Below are 20,618 nucleotides of genomic sequence, written 5' to 3'. Positions count from 1 at the left end.
TAGTAGGTTAGGATGTATTGTCCCCAGCAACTTGAGAGGTCGTCCGAGACTGGATGGGCCGCTCAAGCCGCGATACTCCCCCCTTGCAACCCAACGATGACGAGTTCTGGTTCCGGAAAGAAATGGCGTTTTGGTGTCTTCGAAGTGGACCTGCAGCGCCAGGAACTTCGAAAACAGGGCCTGCGAATCAAGCTCCAGGGTCAACCCCTGCGGCTGCTGATGCTCCTGCTGGAGCGTCCTGGCGAAATCGTGACGCGCGAGCAACTGCAGTCTCATCTCTGGGACAGCGACGTCTTCGTCGACTTCGATCACAGCCTGAACAAGGCCATCAACAAATTGCGCGATGCGCTGGGAGATTCGGCTGAGAGTCCTCGTTTTGTCGAGACCCTTTCACGGCGTGGCTACCGATTTATAGCGCCCGTGCAAAGTATCAATACTGACGAGTCGGCGTTGGAACTTTCTCGGGAGAGTAGCCCCGCGGCTGCTGATCAAGCAGAGGTTTCGTCCACCACGAGCCGGCAATTTCACTGGGCGGTCAGCTGGCTTGGGACACGCAAGAAATACGTTGTTGCGGTTCTGGCGATCCCACTGCTCGCAGTGGCGATGATTCCTTCGCTCTTTCGCGGGCCGGGAGCGGTTGGCAACTATTCCGTCGCCGTGCTGCCTTTTGAGAACATTGGCGACCGGTCCGACTCGGAGTATCTAAGCGATGGCCTGGGCGAATCCGTAATTCACGCCTTGTCCCGGTTCACCGAACTGCGCGTGATGTCGAGGAATTCCAGCTTCCGTTACAAGAGCCAGCACGTAGACGCCAGCGTCGTGGGGCAGGAGTTAGGAGTGGGAGCGGTACTGGTCGGCCGCTTGCGGCCCGATGGAGATACGATTCACATCGGCATTGAACTGGTCGACGCAACCGACAACCATACAATCTGGGGCGAACGCTATGACCGCAAGACGTCGCAACTCGCGGGCATCGAGGATGAAATTGCGTCGCAAACCGTGCAACACATGCGGTTGCGAATCCCTCCCAGTGAACAAGCTCTGCCTGCCGATACGCGTGACTCAGAAGCCTTCCGCCTCTATCTGGAAGGCAACTACAACCTGTCAAAGCTCAACGAAGGGAACACGCTGCGCGCGATTCAACTGTTCGAACAGGCGCTCGTGAAAGACCCGCACTACGCGCTCGCGTGGGCTGGAATTGCACAGGGATACAATCTGTTGCCCTACTCCGGACTGTATCCCGCGACCGAGACATTGAACAAAGCGCGGGCGGCGTCACAGCGAGCGCTCGAATTGAATCCGAATCTGGCCGAGGCGCACACCGCCATGGCCTCCATTCGCGAAGACTACGATTGGGATTGGGCCGGCGCCGAGACGGAATACAAGAAGGCGATCGATCTGAATCCCAGCTACGGGCAAGCACGCCATTGGTACTCTCACTTCCTTTCTCGCATGGGGCGCCATCAGGAGGCCATCGAAGAAGCCAAACGCGCAGTTGAAGTCGATCCACTTTCTGCGCCGGTGGTCGTGAACCTTGCCGCTGCATACGTGTTTGCGAGGCAGTTTGAAATGGCTATTCTCGAGTGCCGGCGGGCCATTCAGCTCGATCCCAACTTTGCCGACGCACACTACGTGCTCGCCATCGCATACCGCGAAAAGGGCCTTCATGAAGAAGGCATTGAAGAATTTCGCCGCCAGATTGCCGCCAACAACGGCAACAAGTACGCGATCGGATTTCTCGGCTACGCCTATGCTGTAAGTGGACGGACCCAGGAAGCGGAGAAAACCATCAGGGAACTGAAAGCGATACCCGATGTAAGCCCGCTTGCCGTAGCGCTGGTTTACAGCGGGCTGGGAAAAGATCAGGTCACCCTGAACCTTCTGGAGAAAGCGCTTACGGCCCGAGATCCGTATGTACGCTACCTGAAGGTCGATCCATGTTTCGAACGGTTGCGCGCCGACAGTCGCTTTCAGGACTTGCTAAAGCGCGCCGGGCTGAATGGCCCGGTGCAGCCGACTTCCTAATTACCGCGCTCTTGCGGTTCCGGTTTTTCGCTTTGGACGCGCGAGCAGAAGCAACGCAGAGACGGCGGCGATTCCTGCTGACAGATAGAAGGGAACGCGCGCGCCGTACACCTTCCACAGTTCTCCTGTGATCACGCTGGCGAAAAGGGTGGTAACGCTGGTCAGGAAGTAATAGATGCCCAGCGCCCGGCCGCGGACTTCGGGCGCAACCGTTTCCACCACGAGTGCTTTGAGCACCGGATTCGTCAGCGCATAGAAAAGGCCATAGAAAGCCATCGACGTCCAGATTGCCAATTGGGAAGGCGCGAGCGCGAAGACCAGATACACGATCGCGAACACGAAATATCCCGCCGCGGCAATGGTGGAGCGGGAGAAACGGTCACTAAATTTTCCCGCCGGCCAGGAAAGCAGTGTGTAGGTGATGTTGAAGACCAATCCCAGCAAAGGTGCCTGCGATACCGGAATCCCGATACTCCCCGCCCGCAAGATGAGAAACATGTCGCTGGAATTTCCCATGGAAAATAGCGTGACGACCAAAAGCACGTAATAGAAAGGTGTGGGAAGGCGAGGCGTGGATAGCGCGGCCGCCTGTGTGGAAATCTTCGCAGTGCGAGCGGCAGCGTCGCTGTGTTTGTCATCGACCGAAGAAAGAATCTCCGTCTGAGACTTGGACTCGCGGTGGTGAGTTTCGCGAATTCCGAAGATGGCCACCAGAATGGCCAGACCTCCGGGAATCGCAGCGGCCCAAAAGACGCCACGCATGCCGAAGGTTCCGATCAGGGCAAGGGCGGCGAGCGGGCCGAAGATCGCTCCGGCTGAGTCCAGGGCCTGGATCAACCCATAGGCCGCGCCGATGCGCGAGGAGTCTACCGACTCAGCAACCATCACGTCGCGTGCGGTGCCACGAATCCCTTTTGCAAACCGGTCGGCGAAGCGAATTCCGAGGACTTGCGACCACGAAGAAACCAGGGCAAGCAGCGGTTTTACGGCGTTTGCAACCACGTATCCGCCAACGACCAGAGGCTTCCGGCGCGGCAGGCGATCCGCTAGGTATCCAGAAAAAAGCTTTGCGATGGATGCGACACTCTCAGCGATGCCTTCGATGATGCCCAGTTGCGCTGGTCCGGCGCCGATCGAGGCGAGGAATGCAGGCAAAACCCAGTAGGCCATCTCGCTCGCCGTATCGTTCAGCAGCGAAGTCAGTCCGAACGCATAAATGTTGCGGGGCGTTGATTCAGACGGAGTCGGCGTGATTGTGTCCATGCTGAATTCCGAACATATCACGCAAGGGTCAGGCGAGGCTTCATCACGAGCAGTGCGAACGACGAACGACGAGCGACCAACGACGCCTTCCGCGCGATGCAATACAATGAAGTGATCCGGATGTCTGACCGAACCTTCAATCTCGACGAAGCCCAGATGCTGCTGCCCGTGCTGGAGTCCCTTTTGCGGCAAGCCATTCAGGGCAAGAAGCTGATCGAAGAAGTTGACGCGGAAGTGCAGGAAACTGTGCACCGGATTTTCTTGAATGGTGGCACTCTGGTGAACGTGGTTCATCTTGCGGCGCGCAAGGCGTCGCGGGAGAAGGCGATCCAGCGAATTAAGGACGCCGTCTCGGAAATCGACGCCACCGGCGTGCAGGTGAAGGACCTCGATATCGGACTTCTCGACTTCCCATGCAAAGTGGAGGGAGAGATCATCTTGCTCTGCTGGAAACTGGGCGAAGAGAAGATCGGGTTCTGGCACGAAACCAACTCCGGATTCGCCGGACGGAAGCCGATCGACGAGCGCATCGCCAATGCCGGGAAAAAGCGGTCGACCTAATTTTCCAAGAAACTTCAAACATAATAATCGTAGAGACGCGGCTTGCCGCGTCTCCTATGCCTGCTTCCTAGATGCCGCTGGCGGAGACGGGGCAAGCCCCGTCTCTACGATTATTTTTGGGCAAAGAACGTCTGCAAGTTCGCCCGAGGTAGCCGTTCCCTGTCAAAGCAGGAGGCCTGCAGTGTCCGTGTTGTGGCATGACTCCAAAAATGCACTACTGGCAACCGGGCAAGGGCCGCGGGTTCTGCTAAAATCACGCTATCTGAGGCGACGACTTATGTTTACCGGGCGCAAACTGCCGCTTACGCTTGCTTTTGTTGTGCTTGTAGCTCTGGCTATTGGCGCCAGCTGTAAAGGGTTCTTCGTGGACCCGACACTGACAGGCATTACTATTTCTCCCACTTCGCCGCAGGTGGAAGTCGGTAAGACACAGCAGTTGTCGGTGTTCGGCACCTATGACGATGGAACTCGCAAGCAAGTGAAGAGTGGAGTCAACTGGTCTACCGTGCCCACAGGGATCGTGACGATTGACCCCAGTACGAGCGTAATGAGCGGCGACGCTGTTGGAACGACACAGCTGACAGCCGATGCTCAGGGTCTGAACGCAACCGCGACAGCCACCGCATTTCTTGGCGACATTAGCGGTCTTACAGTCTGCACGGGTACATTCAATACTGGAACGTGCCCCGCTGCGACGTGGAGCGTCAAAACCACGGTTGGCGGAAGTCAGGACTACTACGCCAAGGGTACTTCCAACAGCCAACCGGTCGACGTTACCACTGTGGCTACGTGGCTGGTCACACCGACCCCGACGGCGGGCGCGATTAACTGCGATGCTACTTCCTCTCCGGCAGTCTGCACGATTGACCAGAATACGACGACGGGCAGTTACGTCTTAACCGTTACGTATCCCAAACTCACCCCCGTTACTGCGAACATCGACGTGACGCCGGGCCCGTGACCGGAAGATAGCCTCGGCCAATAACGTGTGTGGTCGCGGGTTGGAGATCGCCGGGGAAGTTACGTTTGGTTAGTTTTGCTACGTCCATTCAAGGTGACCTCCAACAATGGAGGGATTATCATCATCTCTAGCCATGTCCGACATTCGGTGTATCGGTATCTGCACCGGGGGTGGAGATGCTCCCGGCCTCAATGCTGTCATTCGCGCGGCGGTGAAAGCTGCCATCCTGAAATACAAATGGAAAGTCATCGGAATTCCCGACGGTTTTGACGGCCTGATCTGGCCGGAGCGATCGTTTGAGCTCACGCTGAAACACGTCAGCGGAATCTTGCCGCGGGGTGGGACCATCCTGGGCACGACCAATCGAAGCAGTCCGTTCCAGTACAAAGCAATGGAGAACGGGCAAGAAGTGCAGCGCGACATCTCCCAGCAAGTCATTGCGAACTCGCGCAAGCTGGGCATCGACGCGATCATTTCGATTGGCGGCGATGGCTCGATGAAGATCGCACAGGAGCTGCATCTCGAGGGATTGAAGATTGTCGGTGTGCCCAAGACGATCGACAACGATCTCTGCGCCACTGAGGTCACCTTCGGATTCGATACCGCGCTGCATACGGCCACGGATGCCGTCGACAAGATTCACACCACCGCGGAATCGCATCATCGCGTGATGCTCATCGAAGTGATGGGACGCGATGCGGGCTGGATCGCGCTCGAAGCCGGTGTCGCTGGCGGCGCACACATCATTCTGATTCCCGAAATTCCGTTCACCCTGGAAAAAATCTGCGAGCACCTGGCGCTCCGTGAGCGTTACGGAAAGCGCTTCACCATTGTGGTGGTTGCAGAAGGAGTTCATTTGCCGGCGGAGATGAAGCATCTGTCGTCGCGCACGATGGGAGTCGGCAACCTGGTTGGCGATGCGATTGCCCTCTTGTCGCATAAGGAAGTCCGCGTCAGCGTGCTGGGATATATTCAGCGCGGAGGATCGCCTTCGCCTTACGACCGAATCCTCGCGACTCGCTTCGGCGTCGCAGCTGTCGACTTAATTGCTACGGGTGGCTTCGGGAAAATGGTTTGCCTGCAGCAGGAATGCATTCGCGCCGTAAACATCGTGGATGCGGTGGGACGTCTTAAGACCGTCGATCCAAAAGGCGAAATCGTGCAAGCCGCGCGCGCCGTCGGAATCAGTTTCGGAGATTGAGTGCAAGGTCAGAGGTTAAAGGTCAGATTGCAGAGGTAAACCGCCACAAAACTGGAAGCTGACTTCTTGCCTACGGTCGTTTTGCCCCCGCGCTATACTCTGCGTTCATACTCCTTTGGAGAAGGTTGGCATTTCTCATGCGAATGAAATCCCTGCAGCTGGTTGCCTGTGTGGTAGTTGCGTGTACCGCTTCGTGTTTTGCCTCCGACGTTCTCATCAAGAACGTTCTGCTCTACGACGGGAGCGGAAAGAAGCCCGTACGAGCGGACGTCCGGATCAAGGGCGACCACATTGCTGCGATTGGAAAGAAGTTGTCGCCCCAAAAGGGTGAGGTCGTCCGCGACGAGCATGGATTGGCGCTGGCTCCTGGCTTCATCGACATGCACAGTCACCATGACGGTGGAATTTTTGACGATCTCAATGCCGCCAGCGTGACGCGCCAGGGCGTTACGACCGTATTTGTCGGGCAGGATGGAGAGTCGAATTTTCCACTCGCTGATTTCTTTGCGCATCTCGAAAAGACTCCCGCGGCGATCAATTTCGCGAGCATGGTGGGACACGCGACGATTCGCGCCCAGGTGATGGGCAAGGATTTGTTTCGTCCGTCGTCGCCGGAAGAGATCAAGAAAATGAGAGACTTGCTCGCAAAGGAGTTGCAAGCGGGCGCGTTCGGTCTCTCCAGTGGATTGGAATATGAAGAAGGACACTTCGCCACCACCGAAGAAGTAATCGAGTTGTCGAGAGTTGCGGCGTACAAAGGCGGCTTCTACATCAGTCACGTTCGCGACGAAGGGAACTTCGTTTTCGACTCCTTCAAGGAGATCACGCGGATCGGCCGTGAGGGCAGGGTTCCGGTTGAGATCACGCACATCAAACTCGCGAGCCCGCAGGTTTGGCACATGGCGGCAACGCGCATGCCCGGCGTGTTTGCGAATGCAAAAAAACAAGGCGTCGACCTTAAGGCCGATGTCTATCCGTACACGTACTGGCATTCCACGCTGCGAGTGCTCGTGACCGACCGCGATTTTTACAATCCGGAAAGAGTGGCGAAGGGAATTGCCGACAACGGTGGTGCAGCAAATCTGATGATCCCGAAGTATGTTCCGGATCCGACCGTGGCGGGGAAGACGCTGGCCCAGATCGCGGCGCTTTGGGGCGTGACCCCGGTCGAAGCGTACATGCGCATGATCAAGGCCACCAGCTCCGCAAAGGAAGGTGGAGAGCAGGAAGAAGTCATTGGTACATCCATGACGGAAGACGATGTGCGCTGGTTCATCGCGCATCCGCGCGTGATGTTCAGCAGTGACGGAGCCCTCCATGGCGCGCATCCGCGTGGGGCTGGAGCGTTTCCCCGAGTGTTGGGACGCTACGTCCGCGAGCAGCACGTGCTTCCCTTGGAGACAGCGATCCACAAGATGACCATGATGCCGGCAGCACAATTGGGATTGAAGGATCGAGGCCGCATTGCACCCGGGTACGTTGCGGATCTCGTCGTGTTTGATCCAGAGACGGTAATCGATGAATCTACGATCCAGCAGCCTGAAGCCGCACCGAAAGGGATCCCCGATGTGATGGTGGCCGGCGAATGGGTGGTAGACGGCGGCAAAGTGACGGGGGCCCATCCCGGCCGGGTATTGCGTCATGTGAAGATGGTCAAGCGGTAGTCGATTGACGAGGATTAAGGCCATTCTCTTGGGCTGCCTATCGAACACAGGCCCACCGTGGTGCATTTCCAGTCAACGTGTGACAGCCTCGGCCGCGCTATAGTGATGACGGAACGCCGTGCCCCAATCCCGCCAACCACTGCTTGTCTCGCTTGCTCTAGTCCTCGTGTTCCTGGCAACGATCTCGTTTGAAGGTTGTCGGCGTGGCCGCGGCCGTGTGCTGGAAATCGGTTACGTGTCGGCTCCGCAGGTGAATCTGCGCGATCGAGTGGCGGCTGTCTTCAACAAAACCGGACTCGTGAAGAATGGCGAGCGAGTTGAAGTGCTGGATCGCGATCGGCGTTTTGTGAGAGTCAGAAGCGCGAGTGGCTCCGAGGGCTGGATGGAACAGCGCTATCTGGTAAATGAAAAAGTCTACAACCAGATACAAAAGCTCTCGCAGGACAGCAAGAACGATCCCGTGCAAGGACAGGGAACGACGCACAGCGGCACGAACCTGCACGTCGAACCGGGACGCGATACCGAACACCTATATCAACTCGCCCAGGGAGAGAAGATGTTCCTCTTGAGGCGGAGTACTGCAGAAAGGCCTGGCACGGTCGCTCCTCCGACGAAGTCATCCGCGAAATCCGACGAAAAGAAAGAGGCTCAGCCTGTCGTAGAAGACTGGTGGCTGGTGCGTGACGTTCACGATCGCGTGGGATGGGTGCTGGCCCGCATGGTCGACCTGGATGTGCCCCTGGATGTGGCGCAATACGCTGAAGGCCAGCGCATCGTCGCCTATTTCGTACTCGACGAGGTGCGCGATGGCGACAAGAAGGTTGCACAGTATCTGACTATCCTCACCGAGCCTCGCGACGGACTGCCTTTTGACTTTAGTCAGATTCGCGTCTTCACATGGAACGTGAAACGTCACCGTTACGAGACTGCCTACCGGGAGCGGCTCGCAGGCAGTTTGCCCGTCACCGTAGCGCAGGAGAATTTTGAGAAAGAAGGAATGCTCCCGACGTTCATAATTCGAGTCAAGGACGACAGCGGGAATGTGACGGAGCGCAAGTACAAGCTGAATACGCCGATGGTGCGCAGAGTGCTCGCGCCCGGAGAAGAAGTGGGTAAGAAAAAGCAATAGTGGAAAGAACTCCCGCCAACTAGACGCCTGCAACTCCGCCCGTATAGAAATCTGCAATCGTGGCCACCACCAGTTGGATCTCCGATTCTGTGAGTTCCGGGAACATCGGCAAAGCGAGCACTTCCTGCGCCGCCTGCTCCGCTACTGGCAGGTCGCCCGCTTTCAATCCCAGATACGCAAAGACTGGCTGCAAGTGCAGCGGCAATGGGTAGTAAATCTCGCTGCCAATTTTCTGTTCAGCGAGAAATTGACGCAACTCGTCGCGACGGTGGGCGCGAATTACATACTGGTGAAAGACATGTTTCGCCTGTGGACGGCGTGCCAGCAATCGCACCGGAGTGAAGCCCGGTCCCGAGGTTAGGCCCGCTTCCTCAAACAGGCGATCGTAGGTTGCGGCATGCTGGCGGCGTTTCTCGTTCCAGTCCGCAATGTGCGGCAACTTCACTCGCAACACGGCCGCCTGGATGGCATCGATGCGTCCATTCCATCCAAACTCATCGTGATAGTAGCGGCGAGGGCTGCCGTGATTCCGCAATCGTCGCATGTGCTCGGCCATTTCAGGATGCGTCGTGGTGACGATCCCCGCATCGCCGTAGGCGCTCAAGTTCTTGGTGGGATAAAAACTGAAGGCGGCCGTCATGCCCAGTGACCCTGCGGGCTTGCCAGACCATTCGGCTCCAATGGCCTGGGCTGCGTCCTCGACGATGGCTACGTCATGTTCTTTGGCAAGGCTGTCGAAGGCATCCATGTCGGCGCACTGTCCGTAAAGATGGACCGGCAGGATCGCGCGCACATGCTTGCCACCAATACTTTGTAATCGCCGCGCGACTTGTGTGGGATCAAGATTCAGCGTGGCCGCATCGACGTCCACAAAGACCGGAGTGGCTCCCGCGCGGACAATCGAACTGGCGGAAGCAAAAAAACTGAACGCGGTAGTGAGGACCAAATCTCCCGGCTTTACGCCCGCCGCGACCAGAGCCAACCAGAGTGCCTCTGTTCCGGAAGCGCACCCAACCGCGTCGGCAGCGCCGGCCAGAGCAGCGATCTCGCGCTCCAGTGCCTCAACCTCGGGTCCCAGAATGAAAGTCTGCGAGTCGCATACCCGGGCGATCGCCGCCAGCATTTCCTCGCGCAGCCCTTCATATTGACGGCGCAAGTCGAGCAGCGGCACCGATGCGTGGGCGACTCTTGTTACTGGAGAATTGGATTTCACTGTGCCCGATTCTAGCAGGAGGCTCTACTGCGACTTCTCGCGAAGCACCAACTGAGGAAGCGGAGGGAAGGAGAGTGCCGCTTCCGGATTGCGCAGATCTTCGTTCATGCACCGAATCCAGAGATTGAGTTCTGGCCGTAACTGTGAGAAATCCAGTTCCGGAAAAGACCGCTCTCCTTCTTCTAGATTGTTGAGGGCGCGCTCTAGCACAGAACTGGCGCCTACGAGATTTCCGGTTGAATGGTGATGGAACGCGACTGCGAGCTGAACCAGCCCCTGCAGATGCCGTCGCCTGGGCGCAGAGCGAGGTGCTTCTCGCCAAAGGTCCTCGAGTGCTTCATGCGCTTCGAAAAAGCGAGCGGAATTGAAAAGATTGAGACTGTCTCCCCAGAAATCCTGCATGTTCAAGAACTATACCGAGAGTGGTGCCCGGAGGGGGGAATCACGCCGACTAATACCAAATTCCATATTGCGGCCATACTGGACTCTCCATGAAATTGTATTTTCTGTGTTATGTTATTGCAAACTACACATAATGAAGTGGTTGCACGCTGTCTATTTTGGAATGTGAGTTGCTGTTAAGAGCAGGTTGCAAAGTCTTTAGGATGGGATACGAGTGCGTGCAGCGTATCTATGGCCCTAAGTAGCAATCCTTAACCGATTGAAACATTTTTTTCCAGGAGACGTTCCCATGGAATCTGCCTTTCGTTCAATGCTAGTTCGATTCTTCACCGCGTTTTTTGTTCTCGCCTTTTGCGCGGGAACCCTTCTGGCCCAAGGTGGTCAGGGTGAACTTGCCGGTCAAGTGACCGACCCATCGGGCGCCGTCATCTCTGGCGCACAAGTTAAGCTAGCCAACGCTTCCACCGGCGACACCCGGAGCGCAACGACAACCGCAACCGGAAACTATCGATTCGCCGCTGTCGCGCCCGGAAGCTACACTCTGGAACTTGCGGCAAAAGGCTTCAAGTCCGTCAAGGTTCAGAACGTTGTGGTCTCGGTTGGTGTCGTGACGACGAACGACGCAAGAATGGAATTAGGAGCGGCCACCGAGCAGGTGACAGTCGAGGCTGGCGTGCAGCAAGTGCAGACGCAGGAGTCTTCGCTGTCCGGTCTAATTGACCGCCGGGTCTGGCAATCGATGCCGCTCGAAACGCGCGACCAGAACAGCTTCGTCACGCTGCTGGCCGGCGCAGTTCAGGGCAACGTCGCTTTGAACGCGAACAATGGTGGTACCGACCGCGGCGCAGCCGTCAACGGCACGCGCAGCGGTACCGGCAATTACTTAGTGGAAGGCTTCGATAACAACGATCAGGGTCTCGGCGGCGGCGGATCGATCGCTGCAAACACCGGTGGAGCGAATACCACCATTTCGCCTGACGCGATCGAAGAATATCGCGTAATTGAGCACAACTTCTCCGCGGAATATGGCAAGGCCGGCGGATTCGTAACCGACACGGTACTCAAGGGCGGTAGCAACCAGTGGCACGGTTCGTTGTTTGAATACAACCGCGTCCAGGCTCTTGCGGCCAACAGTTTCTTCTCGAACGCCGCGGGCATCAAGGACTCACTGGTCCGTAACCAATTTGGCGGTTCCTTTGGCGGACCGATCATCAAGGACAAGACGTTCTTCTTCTTCACCACGGAGTTCCGTCGGGACCGCAGTGCTTCACCACTCAGCGGCCACGTGTTGACGCAGGATTTCATTGATTTCGTAAACAATGGCCAATTCCAGACGTTCATGGAGAGCGATCCGGGCGGCGTCTGCATGCAGTTTACGGGCGAAACCTGCCCGGATGGATTTGCGGATTCGTCGACGCTGGGACCCATCTACAGCACCAACCTTGCACCGCAGGGCGTGCCGGTTTGCGGCTCCAGTTCTAATTGCACCTTTACCGAGCAGGACTTCTTCGGAGGCGGAGCTTATACCGCTGGCATCCAGTATCCGGTCCATGTTTTCGGCAACATCAATGTTCCCCAGGCGTTTACTCTCAACCAGTCTCGCTACACAACGAAAGTCGATCACAAACTCGGAACCAACGACAGTCTTACCGGCACCTATCTGTATGACAATGCTGATTCCGTTACGCAATGGAACGGTGGTGACTCCACTTTTGGATTGCCGCTTCCCAACCATGCGCGCGCGATGAATGCGGGAATAACCTGGTCGCACACGTTCAGTCCGACCATCTTGAACCAGGCCCGGGTTGCATATACCCGTCACACCGCGAACTTCCCCGGCGATGCTGCTTCTAGCGCCGCTGGAGTGCCTTCGATCGTCACTGCGTTTGACCCTTATGCGGGCGCCTACGGCAACAGCAGCGGACTTCCGCAGTTCTTTACCGAGAACGAGTTTCAGTACAAGGACGACCTCTCGGTTACCAAAGGCAAACACAATATCAAGATCGGCGCCAGCTACGACCGGACCCGGAACGGCTCGAGCTTCTTCACACAGTTCAATGGGTTCTTCCTGCCCTACGGTGTGGAAGACATCTTGACCGACGGTAAGTTCGGTGGGGATGTTGATCAGTCGGTTTTCGGTTATACCTATTACGGTTCGTGGTTCTATGCACAGGCTTCCATTGATCCCACCAAGAATCCTGCGACTCGTCCCATTTACTACCGTGGTTTCCGGGCCAACGAACTCGCGGCTTACGTACAGGATGACTGGCGCGTTACGCCGCGTCTGACATTGAACCTGGGAGTACGCTGGGACTACTTTGGGCCCCCGCACAACTTCCAAAAGGGTCTGGACTCGAACCTCTTTACTGGGTCGAAGGCTACTCCGATCGTAACCGACAGTGAGAACCAGTTCTTTCCGCTTAACAACCCGGTGTACGCCGGATTTGCAACCTCAACGTTCCAGATCAAAGACAGTGAGATCTGGAAAAAAGATCTCAACAACTTTTCTCCTCGAATTGGTTTTGCCTGGGACGCTTTTGGAAAACAGAAATTTGTAATTCGTGGCGGCTTCGGCATTGCGTATGACCGGATGTACAACAACATCTTCGAGAACCTCCGGTTCAATCCGCCTAAATTCTCGGTAGCCACCATCTTCTTCCAGAGCGCTCAATCGCTTCCGGGTGCCTATACCGTCCCGTTTGGCGCCCAGGCGCTGTTCGGCAGCAATTTGAATACGCCGAATCCACGCGCGATCGACCAGAATCTGAAGACGGCGTACTACGAGCAAACCAACTTCGGTTTCCAGTACGAGCTTGCAAGGAACCTGGTTTTGGACACGAACTACGTCGGAACCTGGGGACGTAAGTTGGTTGGCATCGCCAACTTGAATACCTATCCCGGACGCACGGCTGGTCTGCAAACCGACAGTCTGCGGCCCAACCCATCCGTCGGCAACATCAACCTGCGCACGAATGGTTTCAACTCTAACTACAATGCTTTGCAGACGACTTTGACCAAACGCTTTTCGAACGGCTTGCAGTTCAACGCCAACTACACCTGGTCGAAGGCCATCGACGAAATCAGCGATGCGTTTACGCCTCGTGGACAGACTCTGAACCCGACCGATAGCGGCAACATCGGTCTTGATCGCGGGCCAGCCGACTTCGACGTGAAGCACCGGTTTGTCCTCAGCTACAGCTATGAACTGCCTATCTTCAAGGGCAATCGATGGCTGAGCGGATGGTCAACTTCGGCTATCGTCTCTCTGCAATCCGGCGTTCCGTTCTCCCTGTTCTCCACGAACAGCAGCAACGACGCGAACAAGAATGGCACCAGCAACGATCGCCTGGCCTACAACGGTACGGGGTCCATCACTAGTGTGCTCACGGGAGCAAGCCCCGCTGCTGGATATTTCGATACTACGAAGTTCGGAAGACTCCGTGGTATTAACCAGTCCTTTGTTCCGGGTGTCGACCTTCAATGTCCTGCGAGCGTCAACGATGGTCTCTGGTGTGAAGGCCCTGGCACCGGACAGACAGGTCGCAATACTCTGTATGGACCTAACTTCCAGAACATTGACATGAGTTTTGCCAAGAAGTTCAAGATCACGGAACGCACGGCTCTTCAGTTCCAGGCGAACTTCTTCAACCTCCTGAACCGAGCGAATTTCGCGGTTCCGGTCGGGAACATTACGTCGGGTTCATTCGGTGCCTCCACGGCTACCGTTGCCAATCCGAGAGTCACACAGCTCGCGCTGCGGTTCGATTTCTAGCCACAGCAGGAGCTGTCAGTTCTTTAAGGCCGGCCGAAAGGCCGGCCTATTTTTTTTGCTCCTTCACGATTCGCCACGATGGATTGCGTGCGTGTAGAATTTTGTTATCCTATGCGGCTTCTGCAACGGGCTTTAGTTCTTGTTTTTCTAACGTACTGGGTCGCTGCGGCCCAACAGCCTAAAGCGTCACTCCCAGGTCAGAGTCAGAAAACCAAGCCTGGCACCCAGTCAACAGCTCGCTCGAAGGCGCAGTCCAACAACGTTATCCTCATCACACTCGATACCGTCCGAGCCGACCGGATGGATTTTCTTGGATCAAAGCGCGGCCTGACTCCGAATCTTGACCTCCTGGCCAAAGATGGAGTTGTCTTCACGCGGGCGTATTCTCACGTCCCTCTGACTCCGCCTTCGCACGCGACCATCCTGACTGGCACCTATCCCCAGTTCAACCATGTGGATGATTTTGGATCGCGCCTCGGTAAGGACATTCCGTACTTACCCGACATCCTCCATGCCCGTGGCTATCGAACAGCAGCGTTCGTGTCTTCGGTGATTCTCGATCCGATTCAAGGGTCAGCGCCCGGCTTTGACCGCGGGTTTGACGTTTACGATGCTGGGTTTCACCGCCGCCGTCCGCGAGAGGATCGCTATCAGAGCATCGAGCGTCGAGCAGAGGAAGTCGTTGCGCGCGCACAGAGTTGGCTGGCCAAGCAGCGTCCCGGCTCCTTCTTCCTCTGGCTCCATTTTTACGATGCGCACGATCCCTACGATCCGCCGGAGCCTTTTAAGACCAAGTACGCCGATGCTGCTTACGATGGCGAGATTGCCTACGTAGATTCGGTGGTTGGAAAATTTCTGGAGTCACTGCGCTCGAAGGGCCTCTACAAAGACACTCTGATTTCCGTGATGGCCGATCACGGCGAATCCCTGGGAGATCACGGCGAAACGGCTCATGGTGTTTTTCTTTACGACGAAACCATCCATGTACCGCTCGTCATGAAATTGCCCGGGAACGCGTCGGCAGGCAAGCAACTTGAAAACCGGGCGTCTCTGGTGGATGTAACTCCGACCATTCTCCAGGCATTGGCCATACCCGTTCCCGGCTCGATTCAAGGTACCTCGCTCCTCGCGGCGATGAAAGCTCATCCTGGCGATCCAGGACTGTCAGAAGCCGATCGCCCTGCTTTCGCGGAAACGCTCTATCCAAGGAAGGCCTTCGGATTTAGCTCTGTGCACGCTCTGCGTACTGGCAAATATCTTTTTGTCGACGCCCCACGCAAGGAGTTGTACGACCAGTCCACCGATCCGCAGGCTGAACGTAATCTCTCTGACACCGCCAAGGCTATTACGGACACGCTGACTCAGAAGACGATCGAATTTCGGAAAAAGACGGCCAGCACCACGAACGCACCCAAAGTGGCGCCCGATCCCGAAGCCCAAGAGAAGCTGAACGCTCTCGGATATGTTGCGTCCCAGGTGGATGACGACGTGAAGGTAGGGGCTGGGATTCAAGACACCGGAGCCGATCCCAAAGATAAGATTGGAACCGTTAACCTGCTGCATGATGCCATTCTGAACATTGAAAACAATCAATACGAGGAAGCCATCACACGCTTGCAGAAGGTTTTAACCACGGATCCCGGTATCCCCATGGCCTACATGCAACTCGGTACGGCATACAGCTGGCTCAAGGATTACGATCAGGCTGTTCCCGTTCTGAGGAAAGCAGTGGAAATGCGCCCCGACGTATTGATGCCGCAGTACGAACTGGGCTTAGCACTGTCTGCCACCGGGGACTGGGTTGGTTCGATACCCCATTTTGAGGCTGCAGTCCAAAAATCACCCAAGTGGGGCGCCTTGCACTTTTCGTTGGCTGCCGCCTACGGACAAGTCGGACGGATGGACGACTCGCGTCGAGAACTTGAAGCAGTGCTGAAAATTACTCCCGACGACTTTCGCGCGAACCTTGTCTTCGGACGCATGCTGGTCTTGCAGGATAAACCTTCCCAGGGACTTGTACCCCTCAAGAAGGCTGCGAGACTACAGCCCAACGACCCGAATCCTCACATGTTTCTATCGGACGCGTACGCGCGGCTAGGTCAGAGGGCCAACGCCGAACGCGAACATCAAGAAGCGGAGCGCCTGAAATCGGCGGCAAAGCCATCGTCCAAATAGCAGTGACACCCCAAAGATTTCTTGGCAACTAGTGAGCGGGTCCCGAGCGGAGCTTTTCTCGCTTTGCGTCCTCTGCTCGCCCCAACTTCTCATAGGCTTCCGCTAACGCGACGTGCGCAGGACTGAATCCTGGCAAGCGTTCTGCTGCGATCTCCAGATGGACGGCTGCGGTCTTGAAATCGCCGGTCTTTACGAGGCTGGCGCCCATCCGGTAGTGTGCCCAGGCTGAATCAGGCTGGAGTTCGATCGCCTTGTGGAGATGCTTTACGGCTTCGGCATGCTGTCCTTTTTGGGCGAGGGCTGCGCCCAGCGTGTACTCCGCCAGATACAGTCCAGGGTCGGAGGAAATGAGAGGGGTGAGAGCCGCGATAGCGCGGTCGCCTTTACCTTGATCGAATGCAATCGCCGCGTCCGCGATCTTGTTCGCGGTGGCGATCTTGTCCTTGGGGTCGGTGCCAATTACGGCCGCTGACGAGCCGGATGACTTCTGCAATCCGACATAACCGAGCGACGCGAGCTTTTGCATTTCGGCGGAGTTGAGTTGTGCATTCGACGATTTGCCTGCATCGCCGCTGAAACGCCGGTCGAAGTTGTCGAGCTGTCCAGCCAGCGTGTCGAGAGTGGCTTTGGAACTCTGCGCCAGATTGCGGGTCGCGTCGGGATCGGCAGTCAGATCATAGAGTTCAGGCTTGGGCGCCCGGACGTAAAGAAATTTTCCTGCTCGCCACGACTCAAGCGGACTCCAGCCGAATCCGCGCGACGGCAAGTCGCTGCGCGAATAGACAGGCTGGTCGGCGCTCGTGCTGGCTTTGGCGATTCGTAAAAGTGATTGTCCCTGCATCTGCGATGGGACCGGAATGCCTGCTACTTCCAGCAAAGTCGGCGCAATATCCACCAGCCGAACTTTGGCCGCGATGCGTTTGGTTGTCGGCTGCGCTTCGGCGAGCTTCAACAGCAGTGGGACGTGGATCGTCTCGTCGTACAGGAAAACGCCATGGCCATCTTCGCCATGAGCTCCCAGGCTCTCGCCGTGATCCGCTACCACCAGCACGGCAGTGTTGGCATCAAGCTTCTGCTGCTTCAGTCCTGTCAATAGCTTGCCAATTGCCGTATCGGTGGCAGTGATGGCTGCGCCATACGAAGGGGACGCGGTCTGGGGATCGCTTAGATGGATCCAGACCAACATCGGTCCCTGGGCATTGCGTGTGATCCAAGCAAGGGCGCTGCTGACAACTAGCCCAGCCGAACGTGTCGTGACCGCCGGCTTGGCGTCTCCCCCGATTGGGGGACGAAATCCAGCCTCGTAAGTCTGGAATCCGCGATCGAATCCTTGCGCCAAACCATTGCGCGGATCGAGTTGAATGGATCCCACGAAGGCTGCGGTGTGGTATCCCTGCGCCTTCAGCAGGTCTGGAAGATAGGGCAATGCCGCGGGTAGAGAACCCCCAATCTCACTCATGCTGGTGGCCTGCGGATAAGCCCCAGAAAGGATCGTGGCGTGCGACACAACCGTCCCCGGGGCCTGTGCGTAGGCGTGCTCAAAGACCAGGCTGGTACTCGCCAGGCGGTCAAGGTTAGGAGTGATTCCCGGCTTCGCCCCCAGAAAACCCATGCGGTCCGCGCGGGTTGAGTCGAGAGTGACCAGGATCAGGTTAGGCTTGGCGGCAGCAGCTAAAAATGTGCTGCTAAGAAGAAGGCCCAGGGATAGCAGGGTTTTCCGTAGGATGATTCCTCGAACCATGAAATTGAGTGTAATTCCTAGGTTGCGTGGCGCAAAGGGGGACGACCGGAATCCGCCAAAACTGCCCTGATAGCGCCTCTTTCGAAGCGTGCTTCTGGCTTGACGTCTGGTCCCGTGCAGGTGACAATTTGGTAACCTGTTGATCTGGCTGTCCCATCCCTCATCACCCCGGGGATATCGTATTCTTGGCTGCCAACTGTCGAGTCGGTACGATCCGGTGAAAGTGGACCACTGAGCGTGAGAGTGCTGCAGAACAAGACAATGCGGGGAAGCGTGTGCGCGCTGTTGGTTTGTGCAATGCTGCCCGTTCTATTTCTTTCCTGCCAGCGCGCCCAGGGTGGAGCGGCGAGCGGCAAGAAACTCGTCATCCTTGGGATCGATGGGATGGATCCTGATCTTCTGACCAAGTTCATGGCAGAAGGCAAGATGCCGAACTTCTCCCGCCTGGCGCAACAAGGATCGTTCCGTAAGTTGACGACCAGCATTCCACCGCAGAGCCCGGTGGCGTGGTCGAACCTGATCACCGGGATGAATGCCGGAGGTCACGGAATTTTCGATTTCATCCACCGCGACCCGAAGAACTTCCAGCTCTTCTTTTCGACTTCGAAGGTGGAGGGCCCGAAGCACAGCTGGCACATCGGCAATTGGGTCGTTCCGCTAGGGTCGGGAAGCGCGGAGCAACTTCGACAAGGCAAAGCGTTCTGGGAAATTCTAGACGACCACGGAATTACGAACTCCGTCTATCGCATCCCGGCAAATTTTCCTCCCATCAGCGCGAAGGGGAAGACTCTTTCTGGCATGGGAACGCCTGATCTGCGGGGCACGTACGGCACTTTCACGTTTTACACCGACGATGCAACTGCGGTTGCAGGTGCGGTTGAAGGCGGAGAAGTCATCCAAGTCGAAGTGCAGAACAATCACGTTGCGAGCAGTCTGATGGGTCCGGCGAATAGTTTCCGCAAGGATTCGCCGGCCGCAACCGAGTCGTTCACGGTGGACGTCGATCCGCTGGAACCGGTGGCGCGCATTTCTTTTCAGAACCAGCGTTTTGTTTTGAAGGAAGGCGAGTGGAGCGGTTGGACGCCCGTTGAATTTCAACTGATGCCAATCATCGGCAAAGTGAGGGGTATCTGCCGGTTTTTCCTTAAGCAAGCACATCCAAGATTCCAGCTCTACGTTTCGCCGATCAATATTGATCCCGCCAATCCGGCGCTGCCGATTTCGACGCCGTCCAGTTATTCAAAAGACCTGGCCAAGGAAATTGGCGAGTATCACACGCAGGGAATTGCGGAAGATACCAAGGCGCTGTCCGACGGAGTGCTCGACGATAAAGAATTTCTCGAGCAATCACGAACGGTTTTGGCCGAACATCGGCGCGCGTTTGACGCGGAGTTCCCGAAGTTTCACCAGGGTTTGTTCTTCTTCTATTTTTCGAGTCTCGATCTAAATGCGCATATGATGTGGCGGCACACGGACCCGTCGCATCCCGCCTACGACGCAGCTTTGGCGACGCAGTACGGAACGGCGCTGGAAGACTTTTACAAACAGATCGACCAGGTGCTTGGAGAAGTACTGGCCAAGATTGACAGTGATACGACTCTCCTCGTCCTCTCCGATCATGGCTTCGCGCCCTACCGGCGGTCATTCAATCTAAATACATGGTTGCTGCAGAACGGCTACATCGCGTTGAAAGACGGTGCGTCGGCAGATCCGAACGAGCCTTTTGCTGAGGTCGACTGGAGCCATACGCGAGCCTATGGCCTCGGACTCAACGGCCTGTATGCGAATATCCGTGGACGCGAGCGCGAGGGTATTGTCGAGAACGCGAAGGCGGATGCTTTGTTGCGGGAAATCCGGCAGAAATTGACTGATGTTCGAGATCCAAAAGACAGTTCGCAGGCGATCACACGCGTGGATCTGGCGAGCGAAGTTTATCAGGGGCAGTACGCTAGCTCCGGTCCCGATGCGCTTGTCGGATACAACCGCGGCTATCGCGCAGGATGGAAGACAATCCTGGGCGCGTTTCCGCCAGACATCTTCGAGGACAATTCGAATCCGTGGAGCGGTGACCACTGCATGGACTATACGAAAGTGCCGGGCGTGCTTTTGAGCAATCGTAAGATTGATGCACTGGACCCAGCACTGACCGACATCACGCCGACGATTCTTGCCGAATTCGGAATCGCGAAAAGGCCGGAGATGAAGGGGCAATCGGTCTTTGGCGCACGCTGAATCGTAGATCTTGCTTTATTCGCGGGGCGCGTTTAGCGGTGCCAATCGACACGGGTTTTGTACGGAGGATCAATGTTCGGTTCACACAAGGTAAAGATCGAAGGCGAGTTGCTGGAAAAAGTGAAACAGTGCTCCGACATCGCCGGCTACGAATCAGTCGACGAATTCGTGATTCACATGCTGGAAAAAGAAATCAAAAAAATCATGCCGCCCGAGGAAAGCAACACCTCCAAGGAAGATGTGCAGAAACGCCTGCGCGGCCTGGGGTACATCGAGTAG

The 20,618-nt window shown here is 56.6% G+C and carries 14 protein-coding genes; 10 read left to right on the top strand and 4 right to left on the bottom strand.

The window, feature by feature from the left end; genetic code table 11:
- Positions 1–96 precede the first annotated feature (96 nt).
- The gene (locus HY010_18865) at positions 97–2,025 is read left to right on the top strand and encodes a winged helix-turn-helix domain-containing protein (GenBank protein ID MBI3477801.1); all 1,929 of its coding nucleotides are present in this window, start codon (positions 97–99) and stop codon (positions 2,023–2,025) included.
- On the opposite strand, the gene HY010_18860 is transcribed toward HY010_18865, so the two are convergent.
- Positions 2,026–3,288, bottom strand: a complete 1,263-nt coding sequence (locus tag HY010_18860; GenBank protein ID MBI3477800.1) for an MFS transporter — start codon at positions 3,286–3,288, stop codon at positions 2,026–2,028. It abuts the gene before it with no gap.
- A gap of 120 nt (positions 3,289–3,408) precedes the next feature.
- Here HY010_18860 and HY010_18855 point away from each other — a divergent pair, with 120 nt between their 5' ends.
- From HY010_18855 to HY010_18835, 5 genes are all read left to right on the top strand, one after another.
- Positions 3,409–3,849 carry a DUF2203 domain-containing protein gene (locus HY010_18855; protein MBI3477799.1) on the top strand — a complete coding sequence of 147 codons (441 nt, stop codon included), beginning with the start codon at positions 3,409–3,411 and terminating at the stop codon, positions 3,847–3,849.
- Between the two features lie 277 nt (positions 3,850–4,126).
- Entirely contained in the window at positions 4,127–4,810 is a 684-nt protein-coding gene (locus HY010_18850) for an Ig-like domain-containing protein (GenBank protein MBI3477798.1), read from the top strand.
- Positions 4,811–4,943: 133 nt separating this feature from the next.
- Positions 4,944–6,011: a 6-phosphofructokinase gene (locus HY010_18845; protein ID MBI3477797.1), complete on the top strand. Its 1,068-nt coding sequence runs from the start codon at positions 4,944–4,946 to the stop codon at positions 6,009–6,011.
- A 137-nt stretch (positions 6,012–6,148) separates the two neighbouring features.
- Positions 6,149–7,675 (top strand): D-aminoacylase, encoded by a 1,527-nt coding sequence (locus HY010_18840; protein ID MBI3477796.1) that lies wholly within the window; start codon positions 6,149–6,151, stop codon positions 7,673–7,675.
- A 118-nt stretch (positions 7,676–7,793) separates the two neighbouring features.
- Positions 7,794–8,804 carry an SH3 domain-containing protein gene (locus HY010_18835; protein ID MBI3477795.1) on the top strand — a complete coding sequence of 337 codons (1,011 nt, stop codon included), beginning with the start codon at positions 7,794–7,796 and terminating at the stop codon, positions 8,802–8,804.
- 19 nt (positions 8,805–8,823) lie between these two features.
- On the opposite strand, the gene HY010_18830 is transcribed toward HY010_18835, so the two are convergent.
- Together HY010_18830 and HY010_18825 are read right to left on the bottom strand one after the other, a co-directional pair.
- Positions 8,824–9,927, bottom strand: coding sequence for a DegT/DnrJ/EryC1/StrS family aminotransferase (locus HY010_18830; protein ID MBI3477794.1), 1,104 nt, complete (start codon positions 9,925–9,927; stop codon positions 8,824–8,826).
- A gap of 114 nt (positions 9,928–10,041) precedes the next feature.
- Positions 10,042–10,425 (bottom strand): DUF309 domain-containing protein, encoded by a 384-nt coding sequence (locus HY010_18825; GenBank protein ID MBI3477793.1) that lies wholly within the window; start codon positions 10,423–10,425, stop codon positions 10,042–10,044.
- A gap of 304 nt (positions 10,426–10,729) precedes the next feature.
- On the opposite strand from HY010_18825, the gene HY010_18820 reads away from it, so the two are divergent.
- Entirely contained in the window at positions 10,730–14,191 is a 3,462-nt protein-coding gene (locus tag HY010_18820) for a TonB-dependent receptor (protein MBI3477792.1), read from the top strand.
- 111 nt (positions 14,192–14,302) lie between these two features.
- Complete coding sequence (locus HY010_18815; protein ID MBI3477791.1) at positions 14,303–16,366, top strand: sulfatase-like hydrolase/transferase; 2,064 nt, start codon at positions 14,303–14,305, stop codon at positions 16,364–16,366.
- Between the two features lie 28 nt (positions 16,367–16,394).
- Here HY010_18815 and HY010_18810 read toward each other — a convergent pair whose 3' ends face one another.
- Positions 16,395–18,107 carry a sulfatase-like hydrolase/transferase gene (locus HY010_18810; protein ID MBI3477790.1) on the bottom strand — a complete coding sequence of 571 codons (1,713 nt, stop codon included), beginning with the start codon at positions 18,105–18,107 and terminating at the stop codon, positions 16,395–16,397.
- A gap of 297 nt (positions 18,108–18,404) precedes the next feature.
- Between HY010_18810 and HY010_18805 the strand changes: the two genes are divergently transcribed.
- Positions 18,405–20,339 carry an alkaline phosphatase family protein gene (locus tag HY010_18805; GenBank protein MBI3477789.1) on the top strand — a complete coding sequence of 645 codons (1,935 nt, stop codon included), beginning with the start codon at positions 18,405–18,407 and terminating at the stop codon, positions 20,337–20,339.
- Between the two features lie 72 nt (positions 20,340–20,411).
- Positions 20,412–20,618 carry a hypothetical protein gene (locus HY010_18800; GenBank protein MBI3477788.1) on the top strand — a complete coding sequence of 69 codons (207 nt, stop codon included), beginning with the start codon at positions 20,412–20,414 and terminating at the stop codon, positions 20,616–20,618.

This window comes from Acidobacteriota bacterium, from assembly GCA_016196065.1.
Classification (GTDB): domain Bacteria; phylum Acidobacteriota; class Terriglobia; order Terriglobales; family Acidobacteriaceae; genus Acidiflorens.
The sequence above is the reverse complement of the archived record's forward strand: the minus strand, read 5'-3'. Positions and strand labels throughout refer to the sequence as shown.